Source organism: Pontibacillus marinus BH030004 = DSM 16465 (genome assembly GCF_000425225.1).
Lineage (GTDB): Bacteria > Bacillota > Bacilli > Bacillales > BH030062 > Pontibacillus > Pontibacillus marinus.
This window is the reverse complement of the sequence record NZ_AULJ01000034.1, coordinates 43714-55808: the sequence shown is the minus strand read 5'-3', so window position 1 is coordinate 55808 and position 12095 is coordinate 43714. Positions and strand designations below refer to the sequence as shown.

14 protein-coding genes and 1 other annotated feature (1 of these 15 running past the window's edge) are annotated in these 12095 nt (G+C 38.5%); of the genes, 3 read left to right on the top strand and 11 right to left on the bottom strand.

Features of this window, described 5'->3' with window-relative positions; all coding sequences use genetic code 11:
* Nucleotides 1-206 precede the first annotated feature (206 nt).
* From H514_RS0107555 to H514_RS0107545, 3 genes are read right to left on the bottom strand one after another with little or no spacing between them, the layout of a single operon-like run.
* Complete coding sequence (locus H514_RS0107555; protein WP_036842027.1) at nt 207-860, bottom strand: HAD family hydrolase; 654 nt, start codon at nt 858-860, stop codon at nt 207-209.
* The gene (locus tag H514_RS0107550) at nt 857-1846 is read right to left on the bottom strand and encodes an NAD-dependent epimerase/dehydratase family protein (RefSeq protein ID WP_036842028.1); all 990 of its coding nucleotides are present in this window, start codon (nt 1844-1846) and stop codon (nt 857-859) included. Before H514_RS0107550 ends, H514_RS0107555 begins: the two co-directional genes overlap by 4 nt.
* A gap of 13 nt (nt 1847-1859) precedes the next feature.
* Entirely contained in the window at nt 1860-2789 is a 930-nt protein-coding gene (locus tag H514_RS0107545; RefSeq protein ID WP_027446411.1) for an aminoglycoside phosphotransferase family protein, read from the bottom strand.
* A gap of 137 nt (nt 2790-2926) precedes the next feature.
* Between H514_RS0107545 and H514_RS0107540 the strand changes: the two genes are divergently transcribed.
* Entirely contained in the window at nt 2927-3352 is a 426-nt protein-coding gene (locus tag H514_RS0107540) for a hypothetical protein (protein WP_027446410.1), read from the top strand.
* 45 nt (nt 3353-3397) lie between these two features.
* Here the strand turns inward: H514_RS0107540 and H514_RS0107535 are convergent, their stop codons facing one another.
* Nucleotides 3398-4021: a flavodoxin family protein gene (locus H514_RS0107535; protein ID WP_027446409.1), complete on the bottom strand. Its 624-nt coding sequence runs from the start codon at nt 4019-4021 to the stop codon at nt 3398-3400.
* A gap of 94 nt (nt 4022-4115) precedes the next feature.
* Nucleotides 4116-4412 carry a YkvA family protein gene (locus H514_RS0107530; RefSeq protein ID WP_027446408.1) on the bottom strand — a complete coding sequence of 99 codons (297 nt, stop codon included), beginning with the start codon at nt 4410-4412 and terminating at the stop codon, nt 4116-4118.
* 452 nt (nt 4413-4864) lie between these two features.
* Between H514_RS0107530 and H514_RS0107525 the strand changes: the two genes are divergently transcribed.
* Nucleotides 4865-6601, top strand: a complete 1737-nt coding sequence (locus H514_RS0107525) for a S8 family serine peptidase (protein ID WP_027446407.1) — start codon at nt 4865-4867, stop codon at nt 6599-6601.
* Between the two features lie 119 nt (nt 6602-6720).
* Here the strand turns inward: H514_RS0107525 and H514_RS0107520 are convergent, their stop codons facing one another.
* The 3 genes from H514_RS0107520 to H514_RS0107510 form a co-directional block, all read right to left on the bottom strand.
* Nucleotides 6721-6909 carry a hypothetical protein gene (locus H514_RS0107520; protein WP_027446406.1) on the bottom strand — a complete coding sequence of 63 codons (189 nt, stop codon included), beginning with the start codon at nt 6907-6909 and terminating at the stop codon, nt 6721-6723.
* A gap of 68 nt (nt 6910-6977) precedes the next feature.
* Entirely contained in the window at nt 6978-7424 is a 447-nt protein-coding gene (locus H514_RS0107515) for a GNAT family N-acetyltransferase (protein WP_027446405.1), read from the bottom strand.
* 21 nt (nt 7425-7445) lie between these two features.
* Complete coding sequence (locus H514_RS0107510; RefSeq protein ID WP_027446404.1) at nt 7446-7763, bottom strand: DUF4359 domain-containing protein; 318 nt, start codon at nt 7761-7763, stop codon at nt 7446-7448.
* Between the two features lie 142 nt (nt 7764-7905).
* Here H514_RS0107510 and H514_RS22725 point away from each other — a divergent pair, with 142 nt between their 5' ends.
* A complete protein-coding gene (locus tag H514_RS22725) occupies nt 7906-9312 on the top strand; it encodes a DUF2254 domain-containing protein (RefSeq protein ID WP_051255075.1) in 1407 nt (468 codons plus the stop codon).
* A 119-nt stretch (nt 9313-9431) separates the two neighbouring features.
* Here H514_RS22725 and H514_RS22720 read toward each other — a convergent pair whose 3' ends face one another.
* From H514_RS22720 to H514_RS0107490, 3 genes are all read right to left on the bottom strand, one after another.
* Entirely contained in the window at nt 9432-10460 is a 1029-nt protein-coding gene (locus tag H514_RS22720) for a cation diffusion facilitator family transporter (RefSeq protein WP_051255074.1), read from the bottom strand.
* 97 nt (nt 10461-10557) lie between these two features.
* Nucleotides 10558-11322 carry an alpha/beta fold hydrolase gene (locus H514_RS0107495; protein ID WP_027446403.1) on the bottom strand — a complete coding sequence of 255 codons (765 nt, stop codon included), beginning with the start codon at nt 11320-11322 and terminating at the stop codon, nt 10558-10560.
* Nucleotides 11323-11388: 66 nt separating this feature from the next.
* Complete coding sequence (locus H514_RS0107490) at nt 11389-11853, bottom strand: VOC family protein (RefSeq protein ID WP_027446402.1); 465 nt, start codon at nt 11851-11853, stop codon at nt 11389-11391.
* Nucleotides 11854-12014: 161 nt separating this feature from the next.
* Nucleotides 12015-12095: a binding site (T-box leader), on the top strand (it continues 171 nt past the right edge of the window).

Genomic DNA, 12095 nt, shown 5'->3' with positions numbered 1-12095 from the left:
TCACCTCGATCTACCTATGAGCCATTTTTGCATACGTGCAATTTTTCTTACTGAAACCATTTTATATGTATATAGCCAAGTTCGTCAAACGATGGAATTACATTCATGGTCTCCTTGATTAAAGGAAATATGTATAAAGATAATTGTTTTACAGGAAGAGGATCCCATATAAAAGGTCGAGCATAGCTCGACCTTCATCAATCTAATTAGTTATTCAAATATGCTAGCACTTCTCTCAATGATTTTTCCTCCATAGAAGAAAGTTTCAGAGCGTATCCTTCAAACGAAATCTGCCTGGTCACACGATTGGGTACAACAACACAAGGGATACCTGCTCGGCGTGCTGCCAATAATCCATTTCCTGAATCCTCAAATACTACCGCTTCTTCAGGTTGTAGCTGAAGAGAATCAATCGTTCTCTCATATAGCTCTGGGTCTGGCTTCACTTCACTAACTTGATCTCCAGTCCACATCACATCAAAATAACTTAAAATCCCAAAACGTGTTAAATAACGCTTTACCCAATCCATACCTGAGCTCGATGCTAACCCAATATGAATTCCTAACCGTTTTGCTTCTTTCAAATAATCTAACACACCATTACGCAACACTAATTCCTCTACGAAGTCTTGATATCGTTTTTCAGCTTCTCTATCAATCTCCATACGATCAAACGGTTTCGTTGCATGAATCTCCATATGTTCATATAATGCATCATCCGTTGATCCTACACACTTTGAAAAAGTTTCTAATGATAGGTCTACTCCATATTCTTGTAAGATCTCTTGAAAAACATCAAACCAGATTGACTCTGTGTCCACAATGAGACCATCAAAATCAAAAATAACAGCTTTTATCATGTTGAAGTACAATCCTTCAAAACAAGAGCTTCTTTCTCAGCATCTAAACCATTTTTAAGCTCGGGGTCTAGCCGCGTTTGATACCAAGCTAGTGTATCTTTAATGGTCTCTGAAAGCGGACGAAAGCTCAGACCTTTATCAAGCGCTTTCTGGTTGCTAGCTAAAATAAATCCGTGAGGGTGCTGATCTGTTACTGGGATCCACATAGGTAACTCCGTGAAAGGACTAATAGCATGCTTTAGAAGGCAAGCATCACCGACCCAAACCGGCTTTGCCTCTTCATGATTCTGACCTAAAACTTCTACAAACTCCCCCATTGTCATTTCTTTATCATAACCTGTAGCGTTATAAACACCCGTCTCTTTTTGTTCAGCCATTTGAATGATCCACTGTGAGAGGTCACGTACATCAATCCACTGGACAGGTCGGTCTTTTTCACCTGGAACAAGAACCTCGCCACCACGTGAAAAGCGCTCTACCCAGTATGTAAACCGATCGCTTGGGTCATGAGGACCAACAATTAAACCGGGCCGAATAGACAACGTCTGACCTGGCATGATGTCCTCGACTGTCTTCTCACATAATGCTTTTAAAGGTCCATATGTTTCGCCATTAATTTCTGTTACTGATTCATCTTCCAGTTCACCTACAGGATAGCCTTCATCAACATACTGCTCTTGAAAATCACGGTATACAGAAATGGAAGAAATGAAAATATAGCGCTCAACAGCATCTTTTAATAATGAGGCTGTTTCTGCAACCACTCCAGGAAGATATCCTGATGGGTCAATCACCACATCCCATTCCCGGCCCTTCAGACTTTCAAGATTACTCGCTCGATCTCCAGTTAATTTCTCAACATCTGAGAAGAGATCTTGATTTGTTTTCCCTCTATTAAATAGTGTTACCTCATGCCCTCGCTCTAGTGCCGCTTCGACTAGATGACGTCCTAGAAACACAGTACCGCCTAAAATTAATATCCGCATGAATATCTCCTCCTTAAAACGAGTTTTCATACCATGTTGGAATATAGCGTGTAAAGCCTTCATGATCCTCTAACATTTGAGTTAACCTTTTATGCGATTGCTCAGGTTGACTTCCTCCAACGCGCATGGACCACACGATATCTGAATTAAAAATCATCGCAACATAAACTGCATACAGATGCCAGAATTCCATCGGTGGTTCCCCATCAAAGTAACCGTGGAGTTGCCCAATTGCAAAAGGAATACTCAAGTTTCTTGTGAAAAGTGCCATTTTATAAAAATCATGATAAGGATCTCCCCACTCAAAACGATCAAAATCAATAACTGCCTTAAACTGACCGTCTTCTAGCATCAAATTTCCAGGATGATAATCATCATGCATGAACACCACCGGTCGATTTTTTAACAAATGTTTATGCTCTTGTATGAATGTTGTTATAGCGTCCATGCTGAATGTATGTGGAATATCACCTTTCATTTCCTTTAAGGCGTTAGCATACCTTTCATATTTCGCCCAACGGTACTCTTCCCAAGTTCCGCTAGGATTTTCCTTTTGTAATTGATGGATATCTCTCAACACTTTCCCTGCATGAACACCCACTTCATATTGGGTAGTTTCATGTAATAGCGGAAGAGCAACTTCTGCATCATGACCTGTTACATAGTCAAAGACCTGTACACATTTCTTGTGGTGGGGTAACCTCTCGAACTGCTTTGGCTCAGGCAAGGGGATGCCTTTCTCATATAAATGGCGCATATAATGAAACTCTTCACCTTTGTGTTCTTCTACTTTTTCATCACAAATTTTAATAAACAATCGGGAGCCTTCATCTGTTTTAATGATCCATTTTTCATCATGTGAAAACCCCTTATCAATGTACGAAGCTTCCTTAATATTCTGAAACGATGGCATCTCTTTTAAAATCGATCGTACACCTTGCAAGCCAGACCCCTCCTAAAGTTTTATATCCATATTAATTCTAAAAAACTGATAAAAATCCTTCTTATGAATAGGCTCGAATAAAATACGCCATTAGAGGAAAAAGTAAACAGCGATAATACCGAAAGGAGATGAAGGTTATGAAACCTATCTATTTAATCATTCCATTATTTGTAGTAGGAATTGGTTTATTTACTGCACAAGCAGCTCAGGTAAATGAAGGAAGTGGAAATGTGGTAGCACAAGAAAACAACGAGGAGGTTACACTCACAGAAGGTGTAGACATCGTTGCAGCAACGATTGAAGAAATGAAAGGTGCCATCAAATTAGACCCTAAAAACACAGAGAAATTAAATCAACTTGGTAAGAAGTTAGATGAAAATTGGGATCTAATTGAAGAAAGAGTTGAAGAAACGTACCCGAAAGATTATAAAAACATTGAGGACAGTCTGTATCCTTTGATTGCAGAATCTAAAAAGAAATCCCCGAATGTTAGCACTTTAAATAAACTAATTCCAGAAACGACTGATAAGCTCATTCAATTTAAAGAAAAAATTACACAGTGAAAAAATCCTCGCTTCCAAAATCTAATAGGAAGCGAGGATTCATGATTACATCGTATTTCCTTCTGCGGGGATAGGGTGATCCTTCAAGATACGAGCAAAATGAACAAGGTTATACGCTAACATGTCTATATGACCTCTTGTAAATTCATTTTTATATCCTTCTGCTTCAATATAAGAGGGGCCTGGGCCAGCTTCTCCTACCCAATAAGCATCTACATTTGGCGGAATCGTAAATCCAATATGTGAAAGTCCATAGAGAATAGAGCTTGCTGCTTTTTTTGCACCATCCTCATTACCAGTAATGGCCACGCCAGCAACCTTGTTATAGTAAATAGCTTGACCATTAGCATTTGTTTCACCACTACTCCCATATAGACGCTCTATTGCAAGAGTAGCCAAACTACTTTTTTCACCAAGCCATATAGGAGTTCCAATAATTACGATATCAGCTTGTTTCACTTTTTCATAAATGTGAGGCCACTCATCTCCCTCTCCCATATCTTCTGCTATACCATATGAAATATGATAATCAGCTAACCTTATGACCTCTGTTTCAGTATCATGCTTATCCATAATATTTACGACATCATCTATTAAAGCTCTTGTATTTGATTGTTCTTCTCCTGTCTTTAAAGAAGCATTTAATACTACGGCACGAAGTTTGCTCATATTTAAACCTCCTTTATATACTACAGTCCAATTCCCAATTTACTTTTGCGTTACACTTTTGAATCAGTTGCTATAATAGAAAAAAGCTTGGAGATTAACGACTCCAAGCTTTATCATCTAATAATCCATATTTTCGTTTTAAAGACTCAGGTGCCATTTTCACAATTCGCTCAAGTACAAAAGCAAGTACAGCTGCATCATCCACAAACCCTAAGAAAAGAAGGGGATCAGGGATGATATCAATTGGGAGTAAGAAATAGCCTACAAACAGTAACACTGAAAGAATTTTTTTTGAATTTTCTACTTCCTGAGAGCGAAAGAAATCAAGTAAAAATGGTCCGGATTTTTTTAACTGCAACAGAAACTTTAACCTTCGTTTGAGTTTTAACATACCCTCGGCTCCTTTCAGTAAGCCTTCACTATTCAATTCCCACTACTCAACCTCATTATAACATGTCCATTATTTTTCATTCGCATTAAAGAAGGGATATTCAAAATTAACGATTAAATAGATTTTCTCAAGTGCTCTTTGGTTCATCCCTTTAAACCATTGATATTTAGTTTCCTTTTCCTCCCTAAATCTTTCATCACTCTTTTATACCCTCCCTTTCCCCCCTATATATCAAGGTTTATAGACAACTATAATATGATTCTTTGATATTACCTTACATACAAATTGTCCATTCTTTTCTCCCCCTTTTCGCAAACAACCTCTCAAACCTCTTATTGGCAGCCTTTTCGTAAGATGCTTTTCTCAAAGCGAATCATGCATATTCCCTGATATAGTGACGTTAAGAACATTCAAACAATTGAATTGTTCAAAACATGGGAGGGAGAAATATTATGAACAAGAACAAATGGTTGTCGGCTTTTCTAGTAACATCACTAGCGTTAACACCAACACTAGCGAGTGCAGATTCGATTGGACAACACGATGCCAACAAGAATGATCCTAAGCAGGCGAAAGAGGCTCCTGCAGCAATGGTGGATAAAGACCAAAACAAGCTGTACGATAATCTTGAACAAAAGCTGAAGGAGATGCAACAAAACGAAAAGCTCCCAGTTATCATTCAGTTTGATACATCTAACATGCCAGGTAAATCTTCAAAGGCACTAGACAAAAAGTTGAAGAACCAGGTTGGTAAGTATTCTACAAAACATACGTATAGTGTTGTAAAGGGAGTTGCTGCAACATTAAATAAAAAGCAAATCGAGAAAATGAAAAATATCTCTTTTGTTAAACAGGTCGAGCTAGACGTTGAAGTTCAAATGCGTAATGGAACTGCAAATCATTGGTTTGGAACTGAAAAAGCTCGAGGTGACTTCGGATTATCTGGAGATGGTGATGGAAACCCAGATTCCTACTCTAAAGATGATTACGTTGTAGCGGTTATCGATACAGGTATCGATGCTTCTCACACGGACCTAGATGAAGGGAAAGTACTTGGATGGAAAGACTATGTAAATGGACAAGTGAACCCTTATGACGACCAAGGTCACGGTACACACGTTGCAGGAATTGCAGCAGGTGAAGGCGAAGCGAATGCAACCTATAAAGGTGTTGCGCCAGAAGCTGGCCTTGTAGGTATTAAAGTGCTAGACAGTCAAGGTAGCGGTAGCATGAGTGACATCGCTGCTGGTGTTGATTGGGCTGTTCAAAACAAAGACAAGTATGGAATTGAAGTATTAAACTTGAGCTTAGGTTCAAGCGCTAGTTCAGATGGAACGGACATCACATCTGAAGCTGTAAATAATGCTGTTGATGCAGGTTTAGTCGTTATGGTTGCTGCAGGAAACTCTGGGCCAGAAACTTACACAGTCGGTTCTCCAGGTGCAGCTGAAAAAGCCATTACTGTAGGTGCAGCTGCTGACCCAGGTGAAGGTGGCTATTTCCTAGCTGATTTCTCCAGCCGTGGTTATACTGCTGATGAGCGCATTAAGCCAGACATTGTAGCTCCCGGCTATAACATCACTGCCCCAGAAGCAAACACGGGTAATGGCTACATCGCACATAGCGGTACAAGTATGGCTACACCATTTACAGCTGGTACTGCTCTGTTATTATTAGATGCTAATCCATCCCTAACACCAGCTCAGTTAGAGAGCCACTTAACAGGAACGGCTGAAGACTGGGGTCCTGCTGGTAAAGACATTGATTATGGACATGGTTTATTAGATGGATATGCAGCTGTTGAATCCGCAGGTGGCTTAAGTGGAACAAACATTGCTAAGCCTGACCATTTCTATGCTGATGGTAACTTATCTGGTTCTGGTGCTTCTGACGTTTACGAACTAGAAGTAACAAATACTGATTACCCAGTAGCTCTTACAACGATCATGCCAGATTGGTCTTCTTCTTGGTTCTATGGTTCTTCTCCAGACTTTGATGTGTACGTATATGATGGATCTGGTAGTGTTGTTGCAAAATCTGAAGGAACCAAACGTCAAGAAACGGTTTCTTTCCAACCTTCAAGTACGGGAACTTACACAGTGGAAGTGTATTCCTATTCTGATGCAGGAGACTACTTCTTCGATACAAGTGCCGGAGCAAACAGTCTAACCCAAACAACTGACCAATAAGTCGCATAGGTGTTAAAAATGAACAAGTGTATCGTTTTCATGAATGAACTCCCCTTACTCATTCATAAAATATATTGCCCGCTTCCTGAATTCAGGAAAGCGGGCTTCTTTTATGGTATTTATATGGTTAGCTCATTGAAATAATATGATACTTTGCAAGTTGTACCGTTTACCATAGTAGCCTCTAATGTTTGTTTATCCCCGTATGCACCGTAGGCAATGAACAAAGCAATGCCAGTTAAAATAATAAGGAAAAAGACAAGAAACATAACTCGCATAAACACTTTTCTACCTGTAGGTTCACCCATTTGACCACTCCTTCTCTTTTCGCTTAGGTTGCACGATAGAAAAGGGATTTAGTCAAATTGGTTAAAAATTAATAATGCAAAACCATGTCTACATGAGGAATACCATCTTCTAAATAAGTTTCAGTAACACCTTCAAATCCAAATGAACCATAAAAATCAAGTAAGTATTCTTGAGCTTGAATTTTAACAGCTTTTTCACCAAATTGGTCTTTAATCACGCTTAGCGCCTTAGTCATAAGTTCTTTACCGTATTCTTTTCCACGCATCTCTTTCAGGACAAGGATGCGCCCAATAGAAGCTTCATTGTATTTTACTCCAGACATAAATAAACGACAATAAGCTATAACTTGTCCATTCTCATCTTCAAGCCATAAATGATTAGCCTCAGGGTCATATCCATCTACTTCTGGATATGGACAATTTTGTTCCACTACAAAAATGTCCATACGTGCTTTGATAATATCGTGTAATTCTTGCGTCGTTAGTTCTTCGTAGCTTTTATAAATCCACTTCATATTCCTTCATATCCTTTTATATTATTTGAGATTTATTGCTTTAGCTTCTTGCTCTTGTTGGGACTTAGAAACAAAAAAGAAGTGATTAAAAATTCCAACCGTTGTCACTTCTGTCGGCCCCGGAAGTTGTGTTTTGTATAAAGAGAAAAGAATATAATTTGTGTAACTAGTTTCTTTCTCAACATAATTAGGACCGAATAAATCAATACCAAAATCCATTAAATCAGAATCACTTCTATCTTTCATTTCGTTTGTAAACCATTCCTTATATTCTGCTTCAGAAGGATTCGTTACCCCCAAAATAAGAGCAACGATACCTATTAAAAATAGAGATCTCATAAGAACTGCCTCCTTATCTGATTAAGAGTATATCGAAGTTTTATGATCCTTTAAATGAAAAGGCACTAACAAATCCAGGTTTTTCCCTAGTATGAATATGGGTATAAAACAATACGAATTGACCATAAAGGAGTTGCCGCTTATGCTTATGAAAATGATTCCACCAGGAGTAAGAAAATACATAACTATGTCAAAGAGACTCCGTCAGCACGAACTCAAGCTGACTTTATGGTATATGCCAACTTTGTACATATCTGCATCAGTGTTACTAGCTATATTAACTTTAATATTAGACTTGAAAACGCCACTACCAGACTTTGTGACAGTTGCCCTTCAGTCCAAAGCCTCTGTTACTCGGCTTCTTGTGACTACACTAATCGGGGGTATACTAACACTTACTGCGTACACCTTAAACTCCATACTCGTTGTTCTCACAACTTTTAGCGGACAATTCTCTCCAAGAATGTTGATGAATTTTGTGTCAGATCGACGCACACAACATGTATTAGGTATTTTCAACTTTGCATTTGTGTATGTAGTACTCGTTTTTATCTTTATTACAGGCCAAAATGAAGAACAGTATTTTGCCGTTCCATTAACGACTGTTTTACTTGCACTTACTGCAGGAATCACGTTTATTTATTTTATTAACCATTCTACAACTTGGATGCAAGTCCATAATATCACTTACAACATGAAAACAATCTCAAAGAAAATTCTCGATTATTCTGTTACAGAAGAATTAGAACCCTACCGCACCGATGATGCTCTCTTCCATGAACAACAAGTGAGAGAATTGGGCACTGCTCATAAAATATTGGCACCTGAATCAGGTTATGTACAAATCGTTGATCATAAGCAAATGATTGAACAAGCTCGACAAGACGATATTGTTCTAAAGCTTGAAGCACGGATTGGTTCTTACCTACTCGAACAGAACCCTATCTTATCTTATTGGGGAGAAACCAAAGATATTGATGAAAGTAAGTATCTTTCTTTCATTGAAATCGGGCAAAAACAAAGAGAAATACAAGATTTAGAGCATGGACTTAATAAACTCTCCGAGATCGCAATTAAAGCTGTTGGAAATAATGATCCCAAAACAGTAAGTAATTCAATTCATCAACTCGCTGAATTGCTCTTACACATTTCTAAACTGCTCACATATCCTCCATATTTAGTTGATAATCAGAAACAACTTCGTTTTATCGTGCAAGAAGAGAGCTTCGAGTTTTATTTATATAAAGGTTATGCCTATATTCGTCACTATGCGGAAGGGAATATTCAACTCATTACTGAAATCATTCGAGCGTTAAACTTATTAGCAAATTCCGTAGACACACGGTATCACCAAACATTATGGGATTTTGCTTGTAATACGGTATATGGCTTTCAATCCTTACACATCTATGAGTTAGACAAGCAATATTTGCTAGATGAGCTTAAAGCGTTAGCACAAACTACAAATAATGAACAAACCTATGAGGACCTAAAAAGTCGAATATTGAGCGAATACGACCAGGAAGCAAATTTAAATCGAAAAAAGTAGTTCACCCCCAGAAATTTGTCGAATACAAAAAGCGTGTATCCACAATGTTTCACGTGAATCACGCTTAATAAAACCGACAAATATCGGGGGTTTTCGATGTTTTCTTTACATTTTCCATCCTACTTTTCCTCTTCATTTTCCTTTGGATTATCCCACTCTTTAACTTCTTTTTGTTCTTTTTGGTCTGGGTCCCAATCTTTCTTCTCATTGGATTCAATAATACCCAGCGTTACATCTGATATATCCGGACTATTCAAGAGTTTATCCCACACTTTAAATTTGATATCATCCGCTTCAGCTAGAGAGAGACCAGGTGTTAATTCTAACATTGCCTCTACATGATAGGCTCTCCCTTCCTTAACTACACGTAACTTGCGAATATCCTCAACTTGGTCATGCTCCAAAATCATATATCCTACATCTTCTTCTACATCCTTAGGTGCTGAGACTCCAATTAAACCAAGGGTGTTTTCATAACCAATTCTTAGTGCTACAGCAAGCATCAGCACTCCAATCAATAACGTAGAAATCCCATCAAGCATGGCAAAGTTCGTAAAGGTCGTCACAATAACTGCAATGATAGCAAGAAAAGCTCCAGTTACAGCTACTACATCCTCAAAGAAAACTAGGCGGGTCGGAGGAGTAGCATCTGGAAGGTTTCGTATTGCTCCAGGTATGATTTGAAAGCCAGATACACTCTCATCCCGGGCTTCTTTATTAATCTCTTTCATTACCTTGATCAATATGCCTCCGTCAATGACTACATTCAATATGAGAACCGAAATATTCAGCCAAAATGCACCACTTTCTTTTGGATGTTGAATAAGATGCCAGCCTTCTTTAACGGATTCATATCCAAGCACGGTTACGATTAGAACAGCTACCATTACAAATAAATTTATCACGCGCCCAAATCCGGTAGGAAAACGAGGCGTAGGATTTTTTTGAGCTAACACACTTCCGAAATACACAAATCCTTGGTTAATCGTATCGGCATATGAGTGAAGTGCTGTAGCAAGCATTGCCCCACTGCCACTAACAACAGCTGCTATAGTTTTAGCAATAGCTATAATTAGATTCCCCCCTGCAGCAGTAGCAGAAGACTTATTTCCTTTTTTAAATAGCTCTTTCCACGATTGTGACCCCACAAAGAAACCTCCCGTTCACGATTCTAACCTTTAGTATGGTAAAAAAAGAGTTAATCAATGCATGTAACGGAATAGAAAAAGCCTGCCCTTAGTGTTTTCACCAAGTAGCAGGCACAACTCGATCTTGTATAAAGTTATGGATATTCGCATTAAAAACGTCAAAATGCTTAGTAGGTAACTGATGAAATGCACCATTTACATATAAACATTCACAGTTCGAGAGGTTTTGGTAAAACTTTTTGTGAGCATTTATCCAAAATGCCCGATTACCGTACATCATTAGAGTCGGACACTTAATCTGTTGCAATCTCTCTGTACAATCAAACTGCAGAGATTCATTATAAAACTTATACCACACTTCTGTATCATTTTTCTCCATCTCTGATATTAACAATTCTTTGAATTCCTTAATACTTGTATGTCCTTTTGCAAGAACATTCATTAATTTACGAGGTGACTTCAATAGCAACTTCATTCCAAGGGTGTACTCAATCTTTAACCCCATGGTGTCCACTTTTGGAAAGCCTCCGGATAAAATTAACCCCTGTGTTCGATTTGGATATTTTATAACAAACTGCTGTGCCACCATACTACCAGCTGAATAACCACATACCACTGCCTTTTCGATACCTTTGGAATCTAACAGCACTCTAAGTTCTTCAACATATGTATCGATCGTGACGTCCTTTGTTTGTGTTTTTGAATCACCGTGTCCACTCAAATCTGGTAAGATAATTCGATACATCGCAGATAGTTGGCGCTGATATGAAAATACGGTTCGCCCCATTCCAGGTGGGTGAATAAATATAATTGGAATACCATCCCCATAATCATCTGCGTTAATCACCTGTTGTTGTCTCATACGTACTCCTTTGCAAACCCTTTTCCTATTAACATATCACGTTTCTAGGAACGTATGCATTAGACTCTACACAAAACCGATTTCTTCTTCCCATTGCTGTAAAGACATCATGTTCTTTTTTTCATTCATGTCGTAAACCAAGGGGGTTATCAATTCAATTGAGTTACCATCTGGATCATTAAAGTAGATAGCAGCATGAGCATTTGGTTCGTTCATTAAGACAAGTGGCTGATGATCTTTTGAAAAACCAAAAGCTTCACGCACCTCAATCCCTTTTGTCTCTAACCATGATTTTGCCTTTTTCATATCTGCTAGTTCCACATGAAAGGCTAGATGACGAATGGAAGGGTGGTAAGGGGTTTCAACTGACTCACCTTCCCACAACCCAAGCCAGCTTTTCCCTTTATTAATCCATAAAAATGTTACGCGTTCCCCTTCAAATGCTAGCTGTAATCCTAATTCTTCGTAAAAATCAATGGATTGTTTGATATTACTCACAGGTAAATGAGCTTCATATAAATCTTTAATCAATATGAACAACCTCCTTACCTCTATCGTAGTGATAGATATTCTCCATGTACTCAGAACATGGAGGGAAAACGGGTACGACTTTAGACGGAGGTTGAACATCCGCTCATGCCTATTGACACGGTAAAAAGCTTACTATATGCTTAGACGTAACATATATCGTTAGAAATTCGTAGACGAGAACGAGTAAACGTGAGTTCTGTTCCCCAGAGAGTTGGTAAACGCTGAGAGCCAATGTTCAGACC